We start from the raw sequence: 23903 nt of genomic DNA, 5'->3' as shown, positions 1-23903 counted from the left end.
ACGGTGACCATGACTCATCGACGGACCTATCCCACAGGCTGTCATGCTTGATAGTTCCAGCGCTGACAGGTAGAATCTATGTCCATATTGTTATGGCGTAGCATGTGAACGGCATTCAACGAATTCAAAGCCGATTCCAATCGGCAGTTCCGCGCTCGACGCTCCCGAGGCGTAGGCTGGTTTGAGGAGACCTGGTCGAGGCCCATCCCACCTGGGATGAACCCTTTCAAGGAATGCCGTGTTCTTGAGATTGCTGTTTATCGCTTTAGGTGTATCTTCCGACGCTTTTGCCGTCTCCATCAGCAAGGGGCTGTCCGTGGACCGACTGCAGGCCCGCCATCATTGGCTGGTCGGACTTTGGTTCGGCGGATTCCAGACTCTGCTACCCTTGCTGGGCTACTTCGCTGCCTCCATGCTGCAGGATTCCTTGGCCGCCGTGGATCACTGGATTATCTTCGGCATCCTTTCAGCCATCGGGATCAACATGATCCGCGAAGGCGTCTACGGCGAGGAAGAGGGAGCGAACGGCGAGGAGAGCTTTTCCTGGCGGCGGATGCTCCCTGCAGCCATCGCCACCAGCATCGACTCATTCGGCGTGGGCGCAGGCCTGGCCTTGCTGGGCATCAACATCTGGCTATCCGCACTGGTCATCGGGCTGGTGACGGCTGCGGCCTCCATTCTGGGGTTGCGCATCGGATACGCGGTCGGGTCCCGCTGGCGCAAGCCTGCCAGAATCGCCGGCGGCATCATTCTGATCGTCATGGGCATCCAGATCCTTCTGGATCACCTGATGAATGCCTGACTCAGAACGTCGTCTGCAAGACCATGGCGGCCAGAACCACGATGGATCCGGCCAGAAGAACCGACATCAGCGCCAGACCAACAGCCCCGCGCCGATCAGCTGCCTCCTGGGCCCAGCGATAGCCGGAGGTCATGAGCCCGACCAGCAGCAGCAAGGCCACAAGCACCACCAGAACCGGCATCAGGTCAGGATGCAAGCCTCTGACCAGCTCCGGCAGAAAGACCCACCCCGAGGCGGCGACAGCGGTCACCCCGCCCATGGCGGTTGCAGAAATGCCGCGGATAACCATTCGCCGGTCCCGACGCAGCATCTGACGAACAAACATGAATACGGCCAAAAGGGCCAGCAGAAATGCCGCAGTCGACAGCCAGGCCCAGAGAGCACCAGGCCCCTGCCCGACCAGGGCCGGCACCAGAGCGACCAAGGCCAGCAGACCAGACACGGCTCGGTCGGGGCCGGGTCGGATGCCACGGCCCACCAGGGGCCAAGAGACCAGCATGGCCAATGCCAGCACCAGGACCAGAACGGCCTGCACCCATTGAGCAACCCCGGGCTCGGCCAGCAAGCCCGCCACCACGCCCGGCAGGATCAGGGCCGCCAGAGCCAGCAGCTGCGTCAGGGCGAGTACGCGTCCATCCCGGATTCCTTTTACAGTCTGCGCCATGGGTCCTCCTGCCTGTCCCCGTCGGGAAGCTATACGTCACATCCTAGGGCAAGGCCATCCTGTGAACTCGGAGCCCCTGTGACTGGCCGATTGTACAATGATGGCAACTGTTCAACGAATCCACCCCCGCTATGGACGAACGGACAGGGAAGAAGGTACCCCCGTGACGGATCTGACCTTGATGACCTGCGCCGAGGACCCGGCATCGGTTCTGCCAGCCTTGGCCCTGCTCTCCCATCGAGTGCGCGTCCTGCCCCTGGATGCCGCCTCCCTGGTAAAGATGCCCGAGGACACCGTGCTGCTGATTGACGCCAGCGACGACCTGGCCGAAGCCAGGACGCTCTGCAACCTGACTCGGGCCTCGGGCCTGTCCACGCCCATCATCCTGATTCTGAGCGAGGGCGGCTTCACTGTGGTCAATGCCGGCTGGGGCGTGGCCGACGTCATCATTCAGTCCGCGTCCCCGGCCGAGGTCGAGGCCCGGCTACGACTGGTCTGCCAGCGAGTGACAACGACACGCAAGCCGGATGCCCGGCCAGAAGAGGCAGAAGATCAGGTACCTACCGGTCAGGTCCGCTCGGGCGATCTGGTTGTGGACACCGAGAGCTATACGGCCCGGATCCACGGCCGTCCCATCAACCTGGCCTACAAGGAGTTCGAGCTGCTCAAATACCTGGTCCAGCATCCCGGCAGGGTCTTCACCAGGGCGCAGCTCCTCCAAGAGGTCTGGGGCTATGACTACTACGGCGGAACCAGGACGGTTGATGTGCACGTGCGGCGACTCAGGGCCAAGCTGGGCAGCGAGTACGAGCACCTGATCGGCACAGTCCGCAACGTTGGCTATAGGTTCGACCCGCCCTCCTCAGCAAGGACGACCTCAGTCCCCAGACCGGAGCCGGATGCCAAGACCAATCCAGACCCAGTCGAGCAACGCGAGCAACAGGACGGCCAGTCGGAACAACCCGAGGATTCCAAGGAAAAGAAACCCGATCATAGTGACTGATGCATCATCAAATCGAAAGCGCCCCCAGGGCAGGGAAAGCAAGGCCCGGCGCCTGGCCCGCATGCACGAGGAGTACCAGATCCTCTGTCTGGTCTTTCCCGAGGCTGTCTGCGCCTTGCACTTCCGCAACCCCTTCGAACTGCTGGTGGCCACGGTCCTGAGCGCCCAGACCACCGACAAGCGGGTCAACTCGGTGACCCCCGATCTCTTTGAGCGCTACCCCGACCCCGCAACCATGGCCCAGGCCCAGCCGGCCGAACTGGAGGCCATCATCCACCCGGTGGGCTTCTACCATGCCAAGGCCCGCCACCTCTTAGGGCTCTCCCTGATGCTGACCGAAGACTACGGCGGCAAGGTCCCCCAGACCATGGAGGAGCTGACCAGCCTGCCCGGCGTGGGGCGCAAGACCGCCAACGTGGTTCTGGGCAATGCCTTCAACATCCCCGGATTCCCGGTGGACACCCACGTCACCCGGGTCACCGGCCGCCTGCGCTGGCGGACCGACTGGCGCAGCGCCCATCCCGATCCAGTGAAGATCGAGCATGAGATCTGCGACTGTTTCCCGCCCGAGGACTGGACTAATCTGTCGCATAGGCTGATTCTGCTCGGCAGGGCCACCTGCCACGCCCGCAAGCCCGACTGCCTCCACTGCCCCCTGGCCGAGACATGTCCCAGCGCCGAGATCCTGGCTGGACCGGCCTCTCGGTAGAATCAAGACCATGGCACGCGGCAGACACACACAAATCAAATCCGGAATCATCTTCTTCCTGGTACTGGCGGTCCTGACCGCGGGCACCTACATGGCCTGGCCGCTGGCGACAGGCAGAGGAGGCTGGCGGCTGCCCTGGGCACAGGAAGGTTCAGGCCGAATCGTGCACATCCGGGCCCGCCAGGCCCCCGTCTCCCTGGACATCCGCACCGAACCCGGACGCGCCACTGACCAGGCTCTGATGGGCAACGTCTACCAGACCCTGACCAGGCCCGACGCCAAAGGTCAGCCGACACCTGGCCTGGCCCAGAACTGGGAGGTCTCCGCAAACGGCCTGCTCTATACCTTCCATCTGCGCAATGACGCTCGTTTCGCCGATGGACGTCCCCTGACCTCGGAGGATGCCCTCTGGTCCCTGCACCAGATCATCGACCACCAATACCAGGGCTATCGGGACTTGGACGGACTGGCCAGGGTCACCAACCCCGATGATGCCACACTGGTAATCGGCCTGAAGAGCCCGAACGCCAGGCTGCTGACCGCACTGAGCGGTCGGGCGGGCATCGTCTACGACCGCCAGGCCCGGGTCAACTATTCCACTCGATCAGCTGGTTCGGGTCCCTACCAAGTGGACGACTGGCAACCGGGCACTAGCCTGACCCTGGCTGCCAACAAATCCTACCGAGGCCCAGACAGGCCCACCATTGGCAGGGTGATCTTCACCTATACCGGCAGCCCGCAAGGGACCATCAAGGATCTGGACCAGGGACGCCTGGACGCTGTAGTGGACATGGATCCCGCCACCGCCGCGCAGGCCCATAAGGCGCCGACCGTTACGCCCAGCACGGACAATGTGGTCTTGGCCTTCAACAACATAGCGACCAGCCCGCTGTCCGACCAGCATATGCGCGAAGCCGTCCGCTACGCCCTGGACCGCCAGTCCCTTGCCAAACTGGAGAGAGGCGGAGCCAAGGCGCTGGGCGGACCGCTCAACCAGCTGAGCCCTGGCTACGATCCTGGCCTGCAGGCCTTCCCCTTCGACCGGGCCCAGGCGATTCATCGGTCCTCCTACTACCGCCCGTCCTTCTTTAAGAACGGTCTGCGTCTGGTGTATCCCCGCGAATTCGGCAGCCGGATGGGCGAGCTGATGTGCACACAACTCAAGGCAGCAGGCATCCCCACTCAGGTTTCCATGGTGGATCAGCCCACCTTCCGCGACCAGGTGCTCAACCGCCGCGACTACGACATGGCCCTGATGGTCATGGACAATGATGAAATCGACCGCTTCGCTGACCCCGACTCCACCATGCTCTTCGACAACGTTGATGTTCAGAACTCCTGGAAGCAGGTGGCGGACTGCACCGACCAGAACACCTATGCCGGACGACTGCGGGCCTTTGCCCGGCAGGTCAGCGACCTCTCCCCCAGCGACTGGCTTTATCAGCGTACGCCCCTGGTCCTCACCGCCCCCCGCCTCCAGGGCATGCCCAGCTCCCTGGTGGACCGCTATCTGCCCCTGTGGAACCTGCACGTCCAGGGGTGAAAGGCCGGCGCCCCTTGTCACTGTTCGTCCATAAAATGCTGGTATGTCTGCTGAACACCAAGGAATCGTCAATGCCCATCTGACCCCCCTGCCCGACAGGGTGGGCGTGGATGGCCTGGAGGAAAAGTGGTGCCGCGACTGGGATGAGTCCGGCGTCTACCGCTTCCGCAACACCCGCGAGCGCTCCGGCGTCTACTCTATCGACACCCCGCCGCCCACGGTTTCAGGGCATTTGCATGTGGGGCACGTCTTCTCATACACCCATACCGACGTGATCGCCCGGTTCAAGCGGATGCAGGGCTACGATGTCTTCTACCCCATGGGCTGGGACGACAACGGTCTGCCCACCGAGCGACGGGTCCAGAACTATTACGGGGTCCGCGTGGACACCTCGCTCAAGTACGATCCGGACTTCAAGCCCCCCTTCCACGGGACCAAGGGCAAGAAGATCAGCGCTAAGGACCAGGTGCCCATCTCCCGTCAGAACTTCATCGAACTGTGCGAAGAACTGACCACCGAGGACGAGAAGCTCTTCGAGCAGCTCTGGCGGTCGCTGGGCCTGTCAGTGGATTGGTCGCAGACCTACCACACCATCGGCGAGCATCCCCGCCGGGTGGCACAGAAGGCTTTCCTGCGGAACCTGGCCCGGGGCGAGGCCTATCAGAAGGAGGCCCCCGGACTCTGGGACGTGACCTTCCAGACCGCCGTGGCCCAGGCCGAGCTCGAGTCGCGCGAGTACGACGGCTTCTACCATCGGGTGGCCTTCCGGTTTGCGGACGGCGCGCCAATATACATCGAGACCACCAGGCCTGAGCTGTTGGCGGCCTGCGGCGCCCTGATCGCCCACCCTGACGACAAGCGCTATCAGAAGTACTTCGGGCAGAAGGTCTACTCCCCCCTGTTCAAGGTAGAGGTGCCCATTCTGGCCCACCCCGCCGCCGAGATGGACAAGGGCGCCGGCATCGCCATGTGCTGCACCTTCGGCGACGTAACCGACGTGCAGTGGTGGCGGGATCTGAACCTGCCCACCAGGTCCATCATCCAGCGCAACGGTCGAATCGTCATGGATGTGCCTGACTGGATCACCGATGAAGGCGGACGGCGAATCTTCAAGCAGACCGAAGGCAAGACCACTTTCTCAGCCCGCAAGATCATCGTGGACGCCCTGCGCGAGTCCGGCGACCTGGACGGCGAGCCCAAGCCCACCAAGCGCATGACCAACTTCTATGAGAAGGGCGACAAGCCCCTGGAGATCGTCACCTCCCGTCAATGGTATCTGCGCAACGGCGGCACTGACCAGAAACTGAACCAGGAGCTGCTGGAGCGCGGCAGAGAGCTCAACTTCCATCCGGACTTCATGCGGGTGCGTTACAACAACTGGGTCGAGGGCCTGAACGGCGATTGGCTGATTTCCCGCCAGCGCTTCTTCGGAGTTCCTTTCCCCCTCTGGTACCCGGTAAAGGAGAACGGCGAGACCGACTACGCCCATCCCATCACCCCGGCCGAGGACAGGCTCCCCATTGATCCCAGTACTGATGCGCCCGAAGGCTTCGAAGAGTCTCAGCGCGACCAGCCCAGCGGATTCACGGCCGAGAAGGACATCATGGACACTTGGGCCACCAGTTCCCTGACTCCTCAAATCGTGACCCACTGGGCCGAACCGAGCGAGAAAGACCAGGCCCTCTTCAAGGCTACCTTCCCCATGGACCTGCGACCCCAGGGCCAGGACATCATCCGCACCTGGCTCTTCAGCTCCATAGACCGGGCGCACTTGGAGAACGGCTGCCTGCCCTGGAGCGACACCACCCTGTCGGGATGGATCCTGGACCCGGACCATAAGAAGATGAGCAAGTCCAAGGGCAATGTAGTAGTGCCGGATGAACCCATCAAAAAGTATGGCGCCGATGCCGTGCGCTACTGGGCATCCTGCGCCCGGCTGGGTCTGGACGCCACCTACGATGAGGGGCAGATGAAGATAGGCCGCCGTCTGGCCGTCAAACTTCTCAACGCCGTCAAGTTCGCCCTGGCCATCGGCCGCGAGGACGAGAACCATAAGGTCACCCGGGCAGCGGAGACCACCTGGAATCCTGCCGACGTCACGGTCCCGCTGGATCGCGCGGTCCTGGCCGGCCTTGCAAGGGTGATCGACCAGACCACCAAGGCCTTGGAATCCTACGAGCACTCCAAGGCCCTGGAGGTGACCGAATCCTTCTTCTGGGACTTCTGCGACAACTACATCGAGCTGGCCAAGAACCGGGCCTACGGAACCGCTGACGCCACAGGCAGGATCCCCGATGATGCCCAGGTGCTGAGCGCCCGCACGACCCTGGGGCTGGTCCTGGATGCGCTTGACCGTCTTCTGGCCCCCTTCCTGCCCTTCGCCACCGAGGAGGCATGGCAGTGGATGCACCAGGGGGACGGTTCAGTTCACCGGGCCTCCTGGCCTCACCCGGAAACATACCTGGCTGCCGCCCAGGGCCAGGACCCAGCCCTTCTGGCCTGGGCAGGAAGCGCCCTGGCATCCCTGCGGCGAATCAAGTCAGAGGCCAAGGTCTCCATGAGGACCCCTATCCTCTCCGCATCTCTCAGCGTGGCACCGGAGGGCCTGGAAGCTGTGAAGAACGCTTTGGAAGATATAGCCGAAGCAGGCAGGGTCACTGGAAACCTGAAACTGGCCGAGGAAGCCAACCAGCCCAAAGGGATGGGATCCGCCGAGGATGAGACCGGCATCCGTGTGACTGCCAGCCAGCTGGGCGAGCCTCCGGCTAAGAAGCCTCGCAAGTAGGCTCCAGGATTCGCAAGGCAACCGAAGCGATTCGGCCCTGGCCACCCGCCGCCGCCCTGAAGACATCGTCGTCTCCAGGGCGACAATCATAACAATCCGCGATGTCGAGCGTATGATTGCCGCTCGCACAAGAGACGGAACACAATCCTTACATCCTCGGCCCTTCCTTAAACCGCGACTTGCAGCATACAGGAACAACAGGATTGATCAGCGTTCATCCCTGTTCCATGGTCAAGGGCCGGGTCAGCTGCAGGCTGCCCTGCAGCGGTGCAAGAGCCTGAATACGACACCCCGATCCTGCCATTGATTGCAATGCTAAGGTTGAACGTGTATAGGGGCTTTAATCGGTGTGCATCGACGCAGTTTTGGGCCTTGGCCTGGGGAGTCGGCACACTGGGAGAAGGAAGATTCAAGTGGGGAAAGATCATGGCATCCGCAGACTGATGGCATTGACGGCTATGGTTGGGCTGGCGCTGGTCGGAGCATCAACGGGGGCGTACGCATCCACCGACGAGATGGCGCCGGCGCCTACCGCGGGGAGCAGCGGCACGGCTGAGGACGGAGCGCCCTCCCCCGGACAATACAGCAACATGGGCCCAGGCAGGGCGGCGGAGGCAAGGGCCCTGACCCCAACAGCCTGGCCGTCTCCGCTGGCCAGCGGCAATCCTTCCCCGCTCAAGGCCCTCCAACCATTGAGCGGAAAAGGGGCGGACGAATCGTTCAAGGACAGGCCGCGCGGAGACAAGCCATCCCGAACTATGGATTCATCATCGTATGCCATCACCTTCGATCCGGACGGAGGCTCGCAGACTCCCGGCTCACCAGCCTTGAACCAGTCGGTAACCGCAGGTCATCTGGCATCCCCTCCCTCCGTCACCAAGTCGGGCTGCCTCTTTGACGGCTGGTTCCTGAAAGATTCCAAGGTGGCCTACGACTTCGGCAAGCCGGTCACCGGCCCGCAGTCGCTTACAGCCCACTGGTCATCGATCAAAGATGGCCGGTGGACAACAGCCGACGCCAGCGGCGAAGACACAGGGGGCTCCGCAATCACCCTGACTCCGCCCAAGCCCCGAGGGGTCAGATTCGCACAGGTCAGCGCCGGACACGACCACACCCTTGCCGTGGGTTCAGACGGCCACATCTACGCCTGGGGCGACAACAGCAAGGGCGAACTCGGCAACGGCACCCTCACCAATGCAGACACACCGGTGCGGATAACTGACAATGCAGCCATACAAGGCAAGACCTTCATAGCCGTCAGCGCAGGAACCACATTCTCCATGGCCCTGGCCTCTGACGGGACGGTCTACACCTGGGGCAACAACAGCCGCGGCGAACTCGGCAATGGCTCCACCACGGACTCCGCCGAACCGGTGAAGGCAAACCTCAGGGCCACAATCACCGCCGTCAGCGCCGGGTACTGGCATGCCATGGCTCTGGCCTCGGATGGCACGATCTACACCTGGGGGGACAACGAATACGGCCAGCTCGGCAATGGGATGTCCGGCGTCAACGCCAACCCCACGCCCGCCGCGGTCCATTCACCATCCGGCATCACCTTCGCAGTCATCAGCGCCGGATACGATTTCCAAACGGCATTGGACAGCCAGGGCCATGCCTATGCCTGGGGCCGCAACCAGGGAGGCCAGCTGGCCAACGGAACAGCCGGCAACGCAGCCAGCGGCGTCTACACGCCCACACGCATTCTTAAAGACCAGGGCGGAACCGAGGATGGCACTGTCTATACCGACATCGATGCAGGGTATCTGCATGTCCTGGCGCTGAGCAAGGAGGGCGGGGTGTATTTCTGGGGCTATCCGCTGACCAAGGGAAGCGACACCGATGTCGACAGCGTTCACGCCTTTCACCCCAGCCAGATCAGTCTGCCTGCGGGGACAGCGGCACCTACCGCAGTCAGCGCCGGCGATTTCTCCTCTGCGGTGATCGACTCTGCGGGCAGCCTGTATATGCTCGGCAGCAATTCCAGCGGTCAGCTGGGCGACGGAACGACAAGCCCCAAATCAGCCATGACCAAGGTGAGCCTGACGGGCGCCACAGTCGCTGCATTCGATGTCTGCCGACACAGCCTGGCCATCGGCTCCGACGGACTCCCCTACAGCTGGGGGGAGGCAAGGAACGGCAAACTTGGAGAAGGCGACAATGGGCCTGCGTCCGGCCCGCAGACCAAACCTACACTGGTCAGCCCCCCTCAGATAGACCTGTCCAAGCTGAGCTTCGGCAAAACCGATGTAGCCAAGACCGACAGCAGCACCCCGATCAGCCGAGCCTCGGACGACACATGGAGCGCGAATGGCCAATGGACGGTCACCACCCCTCACCACACTTACGGAACCACCAAGATCAAAATCAATGATGGACAATGGGCCATCGGAGGCGCAAAACAGCAGGGGCAAGTCATCGCCGACTATACTTTCACACCCACTGCGCAGAAGATCGTCTTTGATTCGGACGGAGGCTCACAGGCCTCCAATCAATCCGTAACTGCAGGCCAGCTTGCTTCGCCCCCCACCGTGACCAAGTCAGGCTGCGTCTTCGACGGCTGGTTCGTCGAAGACGCCGATGGCAGCTCCAGGGTGGCCTACGACTTCAGCAAGCCGGTCACCAGACCACTGAACCTGAAAGCCCATTGGTCATCGTCGAATGCCGAATGGAAAACAGCGGACGCCCTCCACGGCGATGACACCGGGGGCTCCACAATCACCCTGACTCCCCCAAAACCCAAGGGGGTACGGTTCGCGCAGGTCAGCACAGGCCGCTACCACACCCTGGCCGTGGGCTCTGACGGGCACGTGTATGCCTGGGGAAGCCAGGCCAGCGGAACCCTGGGCAACGGCAAGGACACTGGCACGGCGGCAACACCAGTGCGGATCACCGATAATGATGCCGTAAAAGGAAAGACCTTCACAGCCGTCAGTGCAGGTGATGCCTACTCCATGGCCCTGGCCTCAGACGGCACGGTCTACACTTGGGGCAGCAACGGCAAGGGGCAGCTCGGCAACGGCTCCGCCGAGGATTATTCCACCGAACCGACAAGGGCAAAGACGGGCGATGCCGAAATCACCGCCATCAGCGCAGGACGAACCTACGCCATGGCCCTGTCCAAGGACGGAACGGTCTATACATGGGGTGACAACCAACGGGGTCAGCTCGGCAACGGCAGTTCGGACAACGACAGTCACCCCTCGCCCGCCAAGGTAACGTCGCTGTCCGGCATCACCGCCATCAGCGCAGGCTTCACCACCAGCACAGCGCTGGACAGTCAGGGCCATGCCTGGTCCTGGGGCGAAAACAGCAGGGGACAGCTCGGCGACGGCACCATCAATGACAGCCCAACGCCGGCACGTGTCCGAGACCTGGCCACAGGACAGCATGACGACCGGTTCTATATAGCCATCAGCGCTGGCTACCAGCATGTGCTGGCACTGGATACCGACCATGATGTCTACGGCTGGGGTTCCGGCACCGCAATCGGCCACTCTGCAGATACCAATGAAAGCGTGAAGGGATCTGTCGAAGTCAGCTTCGGCAGCGACGCTGTCAACATCACCGCCATCAGCGCCGGCGACGATGGATCCGAGGCTATAGATGACAGCGGAAGGATCTATACCTGGGGCAAAAAGGCCTACGGTCAGCTGGGCAACGGCTCAAGCCAAGAAGCAGCATGGCAGATCAGCCCGACTGCCATTGTCTTGGCTCAGTCTGTGAAAGCCAGCTCCGTATCCACCTCCAGCCATCACCAGACAGCCATTGGGTCCGACGGATTGCTCTACACCTGGGGATACAGCTACTACAACCAGCTCGGACGAGACTCATCCTCCACACGGCCCGGCACCACGCAACCGCCGCAAATCACTCTCACCAAGGTCGTCTTCGGCAACATGGCGAGCGGTGCCCGGCCGGCCAAGGAGCTGGCCCAGAGAGGCAGAGACACTTGGAATGACAATCAGGACTGGACTTTTACTACGCCCGCCTACCCGTACGGCCCCACCAGCTTCACCATCACCTGGAACATCGCCGGGGATTCCGGGGGCTCAAAGCAGACACAGCGATTCAGCTACACCTTCGATCCGGTCGATAAGCTCATTGCGCTCGAGCCAGCCGGAGGCACCGGAGCGGCATGGACAAGCAAGAACATCAAGGAAGGAGAATTGGTGCCTCGGCAAACCCTGGCCAAGGCAGGCTTCCAGTTCGACGGCTGGTTCGTCAAAGACGCCGATGGCAGCTCCAGGGTGGCCTACGACTTCAGCAAGCCGGTCACCAGCCCGCTGACCCTGGTCGCACACTGGACACATTCAGCCCGGATGACTGTCGACCCGGCCGGCAACCCGTCCACTGGCGGATACCAGGTCAGCATCACTCCACCTCCGCAGCGCGGCATCCGCTTCGCCCAGGTCAGCACGGGCAAGAACCATTCTCTGGCCGTCGGCAGCGACGGGAACGCCTACGCCTGGGGAAGCAACAGCAATGGACAGCTCGGCAACGGCACCACAAACAGCAGCAAGGTGCCCGTCCTAGTGAGGAAACCAGCCGATGCCGACGAAGATTTCACCTACACCCAGGTAAGCGCCGGATATGGATTCTCACTGGCCGTCGGCAGCGACGGGAACGCCTACGCCTGGGGAAGCAACAGCAATGGACAGCTCGGCAACGGCACCACAGACAGCAGCAAGGTGCCCGTCCTAGTGAGGAAACCAGCCGATGCCGACGAGGATTTCACCTACACCCAGGTAAGCGCGGGGGGATACCATTCCTTGGCCATTGGAAAGAATCATCAGGTCTACGCCTGGGGTGATAGGAGCAACGGCGGTCAGGTGGGCGACGGCAAGACGACAGGGAATGCCCCATCCCCCGTATCGGTGAATGTAGACGATGGCGCCAGCGGCTTTCACGCCAGACAGATCAGTGCAGGATACCAGCACTCCCTGGCCATCGACATGAGCGGACAAGTCTACGCCTGGGGATATGGCAATAGCGGCAGGCTGGGCAACAGTGCGCAGGCGTCAAAGGCTGCTCCCACATCCGTGTCCTCACCCCTGGAATACGGGGACGGGTCAGCAGGCTTCTTTGCCACCCAAGTCAGCGCAGGAGGCTCCCACTCGCTGGCCATTGGCAGAGACGGCAAGGCCTATGCCTGGGGCGCAAATACAGACGGCCGCCTCGGCACAGGAGATACCAACGATGCCGCCGTGCCGACCTTGGTGGCCGACCCCGACGGAAGCAGCGATGGTTTCAGCCCCATCCAGGTCAGCGCAGGAGGATGGTTCTGCCTGGGGATCGACGGCGGAGGACGGATCTACAGCTGGGGAAACAACGGTCAGAACGCCTTGGGGAATGTCTCCATCGCGGGGCCGATCAGCAGAATCCCTGCTCAAGTGGCGAACGCAGACAGCAACACCACTCGGATCAGCGCAGGCGAACGACAGGCCCTGGTCATCAACTCAGACGGCAAGGCCTACGCCTGGGGAGACAACAACGGCAAACAGCTGGGCGTCGGAACCGACGCAGCCAGCATCAAAGCGGCCACGCTGGTCTGCCCGCCCCAGTTCACAGTCAGTGCAGTCACGGTAGGGACGGATCCGCATACCACAAAGGTTCTCGAGCTGAAGCGGAACGGCGGATCGGACACATGGGAGTCCAGAAATGTCTGGACCTTCTACGCACCGGCATTCAAGGCAGGCACGACAACGGTCAACATCACCTGGAACATAGGCCAGGGCAGTCCGGAGACTGAGAGGCTGACCTTCACTTATAGGGATATTTTGCCGCTGACCGGCAGCCGGGGTCTGCTCGTCATACTGTTTGTCGGACTATTCGTGACGGCAACAGTCCTGGCGGCAAGGCAGCAGCATCAGGAAGCCGCGGGTCCGACCACGGCTGGCATTTGACAAGAGTAGGTCCCTGAGGGGGGGTTCTCCTGGCACTTGCTGGTAAGACGAACCTGTCTTGCTCTCAGTACTGTGGCCGAGGGCACAGGAGCTCGCCCATGTCCACGGCCATCATCGCATGATGGGCCCTTTCAGCGTGGACCAACCTGGCCGGCCAGCCGTTCGTGACACCGCTTGGCGGCATCGGCCACCAGATGAAGATAGGCCTCGGCCAGATCCGGGTCCAGTCCGTAGTCATCAGCCTTGCCTCGCAAGACCGCCACCTGGGCGGCCTCACGATGCAGATCCGCCGAAGCGAACCCCGCTCGGGCTTTAAGAAGCCCAATGCGACGCGTCACTCTGGACCGTTCAGCCAGCATGGCAATAATGGCAGCATCGATGGTGTCCACATCAGCACGCAGCTCTGCCACCTGGCGGGCGGCTTCGGCCTTGGCTCCCCCCTTCCGCGCCTGATCATCGATCACCGTTTCCACATTCGCTTCGCTCATAGGTCACCAGTCTAATCAAACGCTTCAGACGACCCAGCCGCTCCTCCTTTCGGAGACCGGCCTTGACTCGGCATGCGGATCACACAGGCTCCAGGGGGATGCTCATCCGCGCACGCCCACCGATGCAGGTGCCGAATGCGCGGCAGAGGAATTCCTTAACATATGAAGATGGCCGCACCCGCCGCCTCACGGCGCTTGTCAGTCTTTGTCGCAGCCTGATCGCCTGCAGGATCAACCGGTCGAACTGCAACCGCAATCCATGAGCCCACTCCAGCTAAAGCCGTCAGGCAAAAAGCCGAAAATCACAGCAGACAGAATCCGAATGGGCCAAACCGTTGAAAGGTACCGTTGCCTTGCATCACTGCATATACGCTGGGCCCCATCCGCGAAATGAGTCGCGGATGGGGCCCAGCGAGCGAATAGGTCATCAGGCCCGAGTCACTTCTGAGCCAGCATGGACTGGTTGATGGCTGCCAGGAAGTCCCGGTTGGTGGCGGTCTTCTTCAGTCTGGGCACCAGAGTCTGGTAGGCCTGCTCGGTCTCCATGCCACCCAGGAGACGACGCAGCCGGTAGACCACAGCCAGTTCCTCGGGCGCGGTGATCAGCTCTTCGCGCCGGGTGCCGGAGGCATTGATGTCGATGGCGGGGAACATGCGCTTGTCAGCCAGATCCCGGGTCAGCCTAAGCTCCATGTTGCCTGTGCCCTTGAACTCCTCGAAGATGACCTCGTCCATCTTGGATCCAGTCTCCACCAGGGCCGAAGAGATGATGGTCAAGGAGCCGCCGTTCTCGATGTTGCGGGCGGCGCCGAAGAAGCGCTTGGGCGGATAGAGGGCCTGCGCGTCCACGCCGCCGGAGAGGATGCGGCCGGAGGCGGGGGCCGAGATGTTGTAGGCGCGGGCCAGGCGGGTCATGGAATCCAGAAGGACCACCACATCCTGCCCCAGCTCCACCAGCCGTTTGGCCCGTTCGATGGCCAGCTCGGCCACGGTGGTGTGATCGCTGGCGGGGCGGTCGAAGGTGGAGGAGATGACCTCGCCCTGAACCGTGCGTTCCATGTCAGTGACCTCCTCGGGCCGCTCGTCCACCAGGACCACCATCAGGTGCACCTCTGGGTTGTTGGCGGTGATGGAGTTGGCGATGGACTGCAGGGTCAGGGTCTTGCCAGCCTTGGGAGGCGAAACTATCAGGCCGCGCTGGCCCTTGCCGATAGGGGCGACGATGTCGATCAGACGACCGGTGATGTTCTTGGGCTGGGTCTCCATCCGCATGCGCTCCTGCGGGTAGAGGGGGGTCAGCTTGTTGAAGTGAGGGCGCCCTGCAGCGTCCTCCACGCTCATGCCGTTGATGGTGTCGATGGCCTGCAGAGGAACGAACTTCTGCCGTTGGTTGCGATGCTCACCCTCGCGGGGGGGACGGATGGAGCCATGCACGGCATCGCCCTTGCGCAGGCCGTACTTCTTGACCTGGCCCATGGAGATGTAGACGTCGTTGGGGCCGGGCAGGTAGCCGGATGTGCGCACAAAGGCGTAGGAGTCCAGCACATCCACAATGCCTGCCACGGGGACCAGGTCCTCGGGCTTGAAGTTCTCCCTGGGCTCATAGTCACGATCCCGGCCGCTGCTGCGATGGTTGTTGCGGTTGCGACGGTCGTTGCGATCGTTGCGATCGCCCCGGTTCCGGCGATCATAGCCGTTGTGACGGTAGTCATGCCCTTCCTCGCCGCGATCCTCGTAGCTGCGCCGACGAGGGCGGTCATTCCGTGAGGGCAGAGCTGCCAGAATGTCGTCCAAATTGCGCACTGAGCCGGAGCCTTCGCGCTCCTCGCCATGCTCACGCTCGCTCCGGCTGCGGTTGGTGTGAGAGCCTCGAGATGAATCCGTGTTGCGGTGACGGCGACGGGATATGACCACGTTCTCCTCATCGGCCACGGTATGGGGGAATCGGTTCCGGTGCTCGCTATTATGGCCGCTCTTATGATCGTCAATGCCCAAAACATCGAAGAGGTCTCCGACAGGACGACCGTCCTTGGATTCCTCGGATTCCCTGGTATCGGTGATCTCCTGTCCGCCTTCTGCGGCGGGCTTTGCCTCCTGCCCTGTCGGCTGCTGCTGATCAGCGGCCTGGCCCCCCTTGGCCACGGCGGCCGCAGCCTTGGGCTTACCAACGGTTACTCCCTCAGGGGCCTTGCCGCCCGAGCGTGCCGCCTCGATCGTCTCGATCAGGACCGGCTTGCGCATGCCGGAAATACCGCGCAACCCCAGCTGCCTGGCCAATTCCTTGAGTTCGGGCAGCTTCATGGAATGAATATCTTGGCTTGTTGCCACTGTTGTAATGCCTTTCCTTCGCTATGCCTAATTAGGCTAGGCAAATAGCTTGAGAATAGTGCGGGGGTACCGCTCATGAAAATTCGATGCCGACTCGGCTTATCGAACTTCCATCAGCCTACAACGTGCGGCCGACCGGCGCAAGAATCGGCCCGCGTGTCCAGAAATTCATGGGTAAGCCTCTAGACTGAGCATATGAATAACCGATCATCTCTGCGTGAGCAACGGCGGAGCGAATTCGTAACCACCGCCATGCGGGTCTTCGACCGGAAAGGCGCTGCAAACACCTCCCTGCGCGACGTAATCCGCGCCATGAACCACGGCAAGGGCGTGGGCATGAGCGTTTTTTATTACTACTTCAAATCCAAGGACGACCTGGTAGATGCCTGCGCACGCACCTACCTGGCCTCCTACGTGGACCATGTAGTCGACATTCTGCAGGACCCGGACTTGAGCGTTCAAGAGGCGCTGGACGACATTTGCCCGCATCTGATAAGGGCCATCTGGAAGATGGATGTCATCTTCGCGGACAAAGCCAACTGGTACAACTACCTGAGTACCAACAGCAATGTGATGGAGGGCTTCGTCAGGCAAATCATCGACCCCTTGACCAAGGCCCTGGACCGCTGGCTGGATCAGGGCGGCCTGCCGCAGACCCAGCTGATCCAAACAGCCGGCACCCGCAGTGTGGCCTGGCTGATGGCCGACGGGCTATCGTCCATCGTCAGCAATGGCAGAAGGGCGGCAGGTCACCCGCACATCAGAGAGGTGGTCCGCCAACGTGTCCGCGAGAGCGTGGCCTTCTTCTCGCAGCTGCTGGGCCTGCCCCTGAAAGCACCCGCCATTGCCCTGTCGTAAATGACAAAGCCCCCAACCATACGGTCGGAGGCTTAAAGGAAACGAAGGCCGAAGTCTGCCTACTTCTCCTCGTGGTAGGACTTCTCGGTGTTGACGTTCCAGACGTTGGTCTTGTCGGCACGCCCCGATCTGATGTTGGCCACGGCCTCCATGGATGTGGCCATGGAGTGGTCCTGGTTGTTGTAGTGGTGCTGCCCGTTGCGGCCCACGCAGTAAAGGTTGCCAAAGGAATCCAGCCACTTGACCAGCTCCGGCATCTGGGCGTAGGTGTCGAAGTAGGCCGGGTAGGCCTTGAAAACCCTCTCCCGGTGCGAGTCCAGCACGTCGGCGGATCCGTTGATGATGCCCATTCGCGTCAGCTCCTTGACGGCGAAGTCAGTGGTCTCCTGATCGCTCATGCTCCAGAAGTCATCACCCTCCTTGCAGAAGTACTCCAGGCCGATCCAGACAGTGCCATCCACATTCTTGACCATGTAGGGACTCCAGTTGTTGAAGATCTGGATGCGGCCCATCTTGTAGCCGGGATCCTGCACGTAGATCCAGCAGTCGGGAACGATGGGCGGGTCGCCCAGGGTCTTGATGGAGGTGGTGTTGCGGATGCGCAGGTGACGGACCAGCAGGCCAACGGTCACGAAGTCGCGGTAGGGCAGGCCCTGAGCCACTCTGACCATCTCCTTGTCGGTGGACGGCTCCTCGTGGGCAATGGCCTCCACCAGGTCCTTGATGGGCATGGAGGAGATGATCTGGTCAGCCTGCAGGGTCACCTCCTTGCCATCAGCATTGCGATAGATCACACCAGTCATGTGGCCGTCTTGCTGAGTCAGTCCTATCACACGTGCATCGGTGATCACGTGGACTCCATGCTCCACATTGCGACGCTCCACGGTTTCCCAGAGTTGCCCTGGACCCAGCTTGGGGTACCAGAACTCCTCGATCAGGCTGGTCTCGACCTGGTGGGCATCGCGCTTCTTGGGCAGCAGCTTTTGGAAGGCGTTCTTGAGCACGCCCATGATGCTGAGCCCTTTGACCCGCTGGGCACCCCAGTCGGCGCTGATCTCGCGGGGGTGGCGACCCCAAAGCTTTTCGGTGTAGCCCTCGAAGAACATGGAGTAAAGCTTGCGACCGAACCGGTTGATATAGAAGTTCTCCAGGTTGTCCTCTGGCAGCTTGTGGACGACGGACTTCAGGTAGCTGAATCCGGCCTGCATGGTCAGCTTGAAACCCATGGCCTTGAGGGTGTTTGCGGACAAGGAGATGGGATAGTCGAAGAAGTGGTGGTTCCAATAAATCCTGGAGACTCGGTGACGCTTGAGCATGACCCGGTCGGTCTTCTCCGGGTCGGGGCCGCCGGGCTCCAGGTCGTGGTGGCGGCCAAGTTTTTTATCGTCATAGGAGGGTGCGCCCTGCAGAGGCAGGACATCCTTCCACCAGTCCATAATCCGGTCATCCTTGGAGAAGAACCGATGGCCGCCGATGTCCATGCGGTTGCCGTTGTGTCGAACCGTGCGGGAGATGCCGCCAAAGGCGTTGGTGGCCTCCAGCACAGTGACGTCATAGCGCTCGTCGCCGCCGTCCTTGACCAGTTCCCATGCTGCTGTCAAGCCGGCGGGCCCTCCGCCGATGACGATCACGGACTGTTTGCGCTCCATGCCAACCTCCTGAAAACGGTATGAAATCATCACAACTGTACCTGGCTCGTCCCCAGTCAGAGACTTCCGAAGGACTTCCCACACGAATTCCCGCCATTGCGTGGAACAAACGTGATGATGCTCGCCCTAGCGCGTCGTTTAGCCCAGCGAATCGGGAATATCGATGTCTGTCTTCTGCACTTCCTCCACATTGACATCCTTGAAGGTGACGATGCGGACGTTCTTGACGAATCGGCTGGACCGGTAAACATCCCAGACCCAGGCATCGGTCAGCCGGACGTCAAAGTAGACGTCCTGCCCAGCGGATCGGACGTTGAAGTCCACCTTGTTGGCCAGGTAGAACCGCCGCTCGGTCTCGACCACGTAGGTGAACAGCTTGATCACGTCCCGATACTCGCGATACAAGGCGAGTTCGGCGTTGGTCTCGTAGTTGTCGAGATCCTCAGCACTCATCGACTGCCTCCATTCTCGCGATCGCGGCCATGGCCGAGCGTACGCCACCAGGCGCGTTTGGATCGCTTGGCTTCAGCCGACCCGTAGGCCCAATCCGAGGCCGTGCGCTCCTCGCCAGAATGCTCGGCGACGAATTCTTGAGAACCGGACACCTCCTCCGCATCCTCAGCGTCCTTCTGACCAGGGACTGCCTTCTCATCATTCCTGCTATCGGATCCTGCATGGCCTTCAGCAGACTTTTCTGAATGCGGGCCACTCTTCGGAGTCAGATTGGTCCGGTCACCCGACGTCTGCGAATCCTGAGCTGCCGAAGTGGACTCTGCAGACTCGGGCTCACTTATGCCGCCATCCTCATCTGCGACGTATCCGTGTGCAACAAGAGCCTCAGCCACACCGGGATTTTCCCGGATGACATGCATGCCGAAAGCATTCAGAGAACGGATGGGATCGTACTCGTCGACCAAGGCGTCCATGACGATCTGATCCTGATACTTGCCGTTCTCGGCATCCCAGAGCGCATCACGGGCGGTGCCCGAAATCATGAATCCCAAAGACTGGTAGACGGAGATTGAACGCGTGTTTTTCTCTGGCACAGCCACCCAGATCCGGTGCAGGCCCAAACCCATAGGAGCAGCCGCGTACCCGTAGGTCATGATTCTGGGCATGGCATCCCGGGAGTAACCGCGCCCACGGAAATGCCTGCCCAGGACCACCTGGATCCTGGCCGAGCGGGACCAGCCATCCACATCGATCAGGAAGATCATGCCAATGACGCCCTTGGTGTCATTGGCATCGGGCGAACCATCCTGGTCGGTGTCCGCATCAGTGACCATAGCCCAGGCCAGGGTGCGGCGGGACTCTGGATCGCCCACGCCCGAATCACGGGCAGCCAGACCCTTGGACCAGGACACCGACCGATGCACCCAGGCGTTGACCACGGCCCGTTCGGCACTGGGCCCCTTGCCGGTGATGCCGGTGGAATTGTAGAAGGCCTCTAGCTGATCCATTGCCGTCAGATCGGCGATGACCGCCGGCCGCAGGTGCAGCATCTCGCCACGGATATAGGGGATCTCGATCCGGTCGGGCAGCTGTCTGCTCGCCACGTCGTCAGGTCTTTCGGTTTGCGTTTGCGGTCGGTCATTGCCCCTGCCGCTCATAGACATCACGTCACCTCCATGATCGCCACCTTGCGATGGCAATCAATTGTAATCCCTCGCCCCTGGGAAAACCACGAGAAGCCAAGCAGGTCCGCCGGTCCGAGCCCGCTGGAACCAGGCGGACCGGGCCTGATCAGGACTGAGCGATGCGCTCCATGACGATCTTGCTGACTGCCTTGGCATCGGCTTGACCCCTGGTGGCCCGCATGACAGCTCCGATAATAGCCCCCATGGGCTTCATATTGCCGCCCTTGAGCTTGGCCACGATGTCCGGGTTGTCCTTGAGGGCCTGATCAACGGCTGCATCCAGGGCCCCGTCGTCCGAAACTACCTGGTAACCGTGCTTCTTGACAACCTCGGCAGGTTTGCCCTCGCCGGCCAACACGCCGGAGACGGTCTGTTTGGCCAGCTTGTCGTTGAGCTTGCCGTCAGCGATCAGCCGTTCCACATCAGCCACATCCTGAGCCGAGATGGGCAGCTCCTGCAGGCTGACACCACGAGCGTTGGCCTCGCGGGAAATCTCGCCCAGCCACCACTTGCGGGCTCCGACGGCCGTGGCACCGGCTTTGACCGTATCCTCGATCAGATCCACGGCATCGGCATTGACCGCGTCCTGCATCTGCCGGTCGGTGAAGTCCCACTCCTTCTTGAGACGGGCGCGGCGTTCGCGCGGCATCTCAGGCATCTGAGTCTTAAGCTCATCGATATGGTCCTTGGTGACATGAACCATGACCAGGTCAGGATCCGGGAAGTAGCGGTAATCGTTGGCATCGGTCTTGACCCGGCCGCCGGCAGTGGTCTGTGTGGACTCATCCCAGTGGCGGGTCTCCTGCAGCACCTCCCCACCGGACTCCAGGAGAGCCGCCTGACGGCGGATCTCATAGGTCAGGGTCTTCTCGATGCCCTTAAAGGTGTTGACATTCTTGGTCTCCGACCGGGTTCCCAGAGGGGCATCCGACCCTGCGTGCAGGGAGACGTTGACGTCGGCACGCATGTTGCCCTGCTCCATTCGAGCGTGGGAGATGCCCAGGGCCCGGACGATGTCTCTGATGGCCCGGACATAGGCCCCGGCCACCTCGGGGGTACGCGCCCCGGCGCCCTCGATTGGCTTGGTCACAATCTCGACCAGGGGAACGCCGGCACGGTTGTAGTCCACCAGGGAGTGGTCGGCACCCTCGATACGGCCGTCGGCTCCGCCCACGTGGGTGTTCTTGCCGGCGTCGTCCTCCACATGGGCCCGCTCGATGGGCACACGGAAGATGCTGCCGTCGTCCAGCTCCACGTCCAGATAACCCTCGCCGTTCAGGGGCTTGTCATACTGGGAGATCTGATAGTCGCGGGGCATGTCCGGATAGAAGTAGTTCTTCCTGGCGAACTGGCTCCACTCGTTGACCTTGCAGTGCAGAGCCAGGCCAAGCTTGACCGCATAGTCGATGGCGGTCTTGTTGACCACGGGCAGGCTGCCGGGCAGGCCCAGGGAAACCGGGGTCAGCTGGGTGTTGGGCTCGCCGCCGAACTCGATATGGGCCGGACAGAAGAGCTTCGTGTTGGTGCAGAGCTCGACATGGACCTCCAGGCCGAACACCGGGTCGTACTTGGCCACGGCATCGGCGTACTTCATCAGTTTTTCAGCCATTGTGATTCCGTTTCCTTCCGATGCCTACTTGGTCGAATCCTGAGCCAGGCCATCCAGCCAGGGAGTGGGCAGCTTCTTGGAGATGGGCCCGCCCCACTGCTCCTCCAGGGCCGCCTCAAGAGCGGCGGCAGGCCGGTACATGACCTCGTCGCGCATCTGGGGGGCAAAGAACTGGAAGCCGACAGGCAGCCCGTCGTCGCTGAGCCCGGCGGGAATCGACATGGCCGGAGTGCCGGCCAGGTTGGCCGGAATGGTGGCCACATCGTTCAGATACATAGCCAGCGGGTCGTCCATCTTCTCACCGAAACGGAAGGCCGTGGTCGGCGAAGTGGGCGATACCAGCACGTCGGCCTGCTCGAAAGCCTTCTCGAAGTCGCGGATGACCAGGGTGCGGACCTTCTGTGCCGAGCCGTACCAGGCGTCGTAGTAGCCGGCAGACAGGGCGTAGATGCCCAGGATGATCCTGCGCTTGACCTCGTCGCCGAACCCGGCTTCCCGGGTGGCAGCCATCATGTTGGCAGCCGTCTGGGGGACGCCTTCAGAGGGCATGACCCGCAGGCCGTAGCGCATGCCATCGTAACGGGCCAGGTTGGAGGAGACCTCGGAGGGCATGATGATGTAGTAGGCGGCCAGCGCGTAGGGGAAGTGCGGGCAGGAGACCTGGACCACCTCGGCGCCCATGGACTCCAGCAGCGAGACGGCCTCGTTGAAGCGGGCCTCGACGCCGAGCTGGTAACCCTCGCCGCCCAGCTCCTTGACCAGACCCACCTTGAGGCCCTTCAGATCGCGCTTCTGGCCCTGTCGAGCAGCCTGGGCCAGAGGGGGAACCGGCTTGGGAATGGAGGTGGAATCTCGGCGGTCATAGCCACCGATGACCTCCTGCAGCAGGGCCGCATCCAGCACTGACCGGGAGACTGGACCGATCTGATCCAGGGATGAGGCCATAGCGATGGCCCCGAACCGCGAGACGCCGCCATAGGTGGGTTTGACGCCCACAGTGCCGGTCAGGGATCCGGGCTGGCGAATGGACCCGCCGGTGTCGGTGCCCAGGGCCAGTGGAGCCTCGAAGGCGCCGACAGCCGAGGCCGATCCGCCGCCCGAGCCGCCCGGAACCCGCTCGGTATCCCAAGGATTATGTGTGGGCTTGAAGGCCGAGTGCTCAGTGGAGGATCCCTGGGCGAACTCGTCCAGGTTGGTCTTGCCCAGAATGGGCATCCCTGCGGCCTTGAGCTTCTTGATAACGGTAGCGTCGTAGGGTGGCACCCATCCCTCGAGAATCTTGGAAGCGGCCGTTGTGGGAATGCCCTTGGTGACGATCATGTCCTTGATGGCAATGGGAACGCCAGCCAGTTCCGGCAGCCCTTCGTCGCCTTCATGGGCCAGGCGCTGATCGAAGGCATCAGCCTGTTCCAGGGCCTGGTCGGCATTGACCTGCAGAAACGCATCAATGCTGGGCTCGGCAGCTTCAATCACGTCCAGATGAGCCTGAACCAGCTCACGGCTGGAGACCTGCCCCGACCGCAGCTGCGCGGCCATGTCGGAGGCGGATTGCTTGACCAATTCTTCCTGTGCGCTCATCTTCTCACTCCTCACCCAGAATGCGCGGGGCCACGAACATGCCCGACTCGGTGACCGGTGCCCCCGAAAGGGCAGCCTCCTGGGTCAGCGGTTCCTCAGCCTCATCGGGACGCAGGTAGGCCTCCAGAGGAATGGGATTGGCAGTGGGGGGCACGTCGTCGCCGGCCACCTCCTGAACCTTGGTAATGGAATCGGCGATCACGTTGAGTTCGCCCCTGAGGCGGTCGGCTTCCTGATCAGTCAAGGCAATCCGGGCCAAATCGCCCAAGTGCTTGATCTCTTCACGTGTAAAAGTTGGCATACCACTCATCATATGGGTGCTCTATGACACGCAGAAGGCAGGG

The 23903-nt window shown here is 62.0% G+C and carries 17 protein-coding genes; 7 read left to right on the top strand and 10 right to left on the bottom strand.

Annotated elements, in window-relative coordinates:
* The first annotated feature begins 238 nt into the window (after window positions 1-238).
* Window positions 239-802, top strand: a complete 564-nt coding sequence (locus J3T95_RS05250; protein WP_267450684.1) for a manganese efflux pump MntP — start codon at window positions 239-241, stop codon at window positions 800-802.
* Between the two features lies 1 nt (window position 803).
* On the opposite strand, the gene J3T95_RS05245 is transcribed toward J3T95_RS05250, so the two are convergent.
* A complete protein-coding gene (locus J3T95_RS05245; protein WP_267450683.1) occupies window positions 804-1466 on the bottom strand; it encodes a hypothetical protein in 663 nt (220 codons plus the stop codon).
* A 163-nt stretch (window positions 1467-1629) separates the two neighbouring features.
* Between J3T95_RS05245 and J3T95_RS05240 the strand changes: the two genes are divergently transcribed.
* The 4 genes from J3T95_RS05240 (at window position 1630) to valS (ending at window position 7506) form a co-directional block, all read left to right on the top strand.
* Window positions 1630-2469, top strand: coding sequence for a winged helix-turn-helix transcriptional regulator (locus tag J3T95_RS05240; protein ID WP_267450682.1), 840 nt, complete (start codon window positions 1630-1632; stop codon window positions 2467-2469).
* Between the two features lie 61 nt (window positions 2470-2530).
* On the top strand, window positions 2531-3178 hold the full coding sequence (gene nth, locus J3T95_RS05235) for an endonuclease III (RefSeq protein WP_267450880.1): 648 nt from the start codon (window positions 2531-2533) through the stop codon (window positions 3176-3178).
* Between the two features lie 10 nt (window positions 3179-3188).
* Window positions 3189-4721 carry an ABC transporter substrate-binding protein gene (locus tag J3T95_RS05230; protein WP_267450681.1) on the top strand — a complete coding sequence of 511 codons (1533 nt, stop codon included), beginning with the start codon at window positions 3189-3191 and terminating at the stop codon, window positions 4719-4721.
* A gap of 43 nt (window positions 4722-4764) precedes the next feature.
* Window positions 4765-7506 (top strand): valine--tRNA ligase, encoded by a 2742-nt coding sequence (gene valS, locus J3T95_RS05225; RefSeq protein WP_267450680.1) that lies wholly within the window; start codon window positions 4765-4767, stop codon window positions 7504-7506.
* 424 nt (window positions 7507-7930) lie between these two features.
* Here valS and J3T95_RS05220 read toward each other — a convergent pair whose 3' ends face one another.
* Window positions 7931-8185 carry a hypothetical protein gene (locus J3T95_RS05220; protein WP_267450679.1) on the bottom strand — a complete coding sequence of 85 codons (255 nt, stop codon included), beginning with the start codon at window positions 8183-8185 and terminating at the stop codon, window positions 7931-7933.
* A gap of 79 nt (window positions 8186-8264) precedes the next feature.
* Between J3T95_RS05220 and J3T95_RS05215 the strand changes: the two genes are divergently transcribed.
* Window positions 8265-13412 (top strand): RCC1 domain-containing protein, encoded by a 5148-nt coding sequence (locus J3T95_RS05215; RefSeq protein ID WP_267450678.1) that lies wholly within the window; start codon window positions 8265-8267, stop codon window positions 13410-13412.
* A 131-nt stretch (window positions 13413-13543) separates the two neighbouring features.
* On the opposite strand, the gene J3T95_RS05210 is transcribed toward J3T95_RS05215, so the two are convergent.
* The gene (locus J3T95_RS05210) at window positions 13544-13900 is read right to left on the bottom strand and encodes a chorismate mutase (RefSeq protein ID WP_267450677.1); all 357 of its coding nucleotides are present in this window, start codon (window positions 13898-13900) and stop codon (window positions 13544-13546) included.
* 438 nt (window positions 13901-14338) lie between these two features.
* A complete protein-coding gene (rho, locus tag J3T95_RS05205; RefSeq protein ID WP_416378748.1) occupies window positions 14339-16201 on the bottom strand; it encodes a transcription termination factor Rho in 1863 nt (620 codons plus the stop codon).
* Between the two features lie 222 nt (window positions 16202-16423).
* On the opposite strand from rho, the gene J3T95_RS05200 reads away from it, so the two are divergent.
* Complete coding sequence (locus tag J3T95_RS05200) at window positions 16424-17086, top strand: TetR/AcrR family transcriptional regulator (RefSeq protein ID WP_267399289.1); 663 nt, start codon at window positions 16424-16426, stop codon at window positions 17084-17086.
* A 59-nt stretch (window positions 17087-17145) separates the two neighbouring features.
* Here J3T95_RS05200 and J3T95_RS05195 read toward each other — a convergent pair whose 3' ends face one another.
* The 6 genes from J3T95_RS05195 to gatC all read right to left on the bottom strand — a co-directional run bounded on the left by J3T95_RS05195 (window position 17146) and on the right by gatC (window position 23860).
* Window positions 17146-18735, bottom strand: coding sequence for an NAD(P)/FAD-dependent oxidoreductase (locus J3T95_RS05195; protein WP_267431069.1), 1590 nt, complete (start codon window positions 18733-18735; stop codon window positions 17146-17148).
* A 138-nt stretch (window positions 18736-18873) separates the two neighbouring features.
* Window positions 18874-19188 (bottom strand): DUF2469 domain-containing protein, encoded by a 315-nt coding sequence (locus J3T95_RS05190; RefSeq protein ID WP_015022511.1) that lies wholly within the window; start codon window positions 19186-19188, stop codon window positions 18874-18876.
* Window positions 19185-20351, bottom strand: a complete 1167-nt coding sequence (locus tag J3T95_RS05185; protein WP_442863936.1) for a GNAT family N-acetyltransferase — start codon at window positions 20349-20351, stop codon at window positions 19185-19187. Before J3T95_RS05185 ends, J3T95_RS05190 begins: the two co-directional genes overlap by 4 nt.
* A 127-nt stretch (window positions 20352-20478) precedes the next feature.
* Window positions 20479-21981 (bottom strand): Asp-tRNA(Asn)/Glu-tRNA(Gln) amidotransferase subunit GatB, encoded by a 1503-nt coding sequence (gene gatB / locus J3T95_RS05180; protein ID WP_267450675.1) that lies wholly within the window; start codon window positions 21979-21981, stop codon window positions 20479-20481.
* Window positions 21982-22005: 24 nt separating this feature from the next.
* Window positions 22006-23559 (bottom strand): Asp-tRNA(Asn)/Glu-tRNA(Gln) amidotransferase subunit GatA, encoded by a 1554-nt coding sequence (gene gatA, locus J3T95_RS05175; RefSeq protein WP_267450674.1) that lies wholly within the window; start codon window positions 23557-23559, stop codon window positions 22006-22008.
* Between the two features lie 4 nt (window positions 23560-23563).
* Entirely contained in the window at window positions 23564-23860 is a 297-nt protein-coding gene (gatC, locus tag J3T95_RS05170) for an Asp-tRNA(Asn)/Glu-tRNA(Gln) amidotransferase subunit GatC (protein ID WP_220236414.1), read from the bottom strand.
* Between the last annotated feature and the right edge of the window lie 43 nt (window positions 23861-23903).

It is taken from the genome of Bifidobacterium sp. B4079, from assembly GCF_026537385.1.
GTDB lineage: Bacteria > Actinomycetota > Actinomycetes > Actinomycetales > Bifidobacteriaceae > Bombiscardovia > Bombiscardovia asteroides_I.
This window is presented reverse-complemented; position numbering and strand designations above follow the sequence as displayed.

Bases quoted from the DNA above. Each gene is read 5' to 3' on its own strand.
- J3T95_RS05200 (WP_267399289.1), top strand. From the start codon at position 16,424: ATGAATAACCGATCATCTCTGCGTGAGCAACGGCGGAGCGAATTCGTA.
- gatC (WP_220236414.1), bottom strand. From the start codon at position 23,860: ATGCCAACTTTTACACGTGAAGAGATCAAGCACTTGGGCGATTTGGCC.
- J3T95_RS05185 (WP_442863936.1), bottom strand. From the start codon at position 20,351: ATGTCTATGAGCGGCAGGGGCAATGACCGACCGCAAACGCAAACCGAA.
- J3T95_RS05195 (WP_267431069.1), bottom strand. From the start codon at position 18,735: ATGGAGCGCAAACAGTCCGTGATCGTCATCGGCGGAGGGCCCGCCGGC.
- valS (WP_267450680.1), top strand. From the start codon at position 4,765: ATGTCTGCTGAACACCAAGGAATCGTCAATGCCCATCTGACCCCCCTG.
- J3T95_RS05190 (WP_015022511.1), bottom strand. From the start codon at position 19,188: ATGAGTGCTGAGGATCTCGACAACTACGAGACCAACGCCGAACTCGCC.
- gatA (WP_267450674.1), bottom strand. From the start codon at position 23,559: ATGAGCGCACAGGAAGAATTGGTCAAGCAATCCGCCTCCGACATGGCC.
- J3T95_RS05230 (WP_267450681.1), top strand. From the start codon at position 3,189: ATGGCACGCGGCAGACACACACAAATCAAATCCGGAATCATCTTCTTC.
- nth (WP_267450880.1), top strand. From the start codon at position 2,531: ATGCACGAGGAGTACCAGATCCTCTGTCTGGTCTTTCCCGAGGCTGTC.
- rho (WP_416378748.1), bottom strand. From the start codon at position 16,201: ATGAAGCTGCCCGAACTCAAGGAATTGGCCAGGCAGCTGGGGTTGCGC.
- J3T95_RS05215 (WP_267450678.1), top strand. From the start codon at position 8,265: ATGGATTCATCATCGTATGCCATCACCTTCGATCCGGACGGAGGCTCG.
- J3T95_RS05245 (WP_267450683.1), bottom strand. From the start codon at position 1,466: ATGGCGCAGACTGTAAAAGGAATCCGGGATGGACGCGTACTCGCCCTG.
- gatB (WP_267450675.1), bottom strand. From the start codon at position 21,981: ATGGCTGAAAAACTGATGAAGTACGCCGATGCCGTGGCCAAGTACGAC.
- J3T95_RS05210 (WP_267450677.1), bottom strand. From the start codon at position 13,900: ATGAGCGAAGCGAATGTGGAAACGGTGATCGATGATCAGGCGCGGAAG.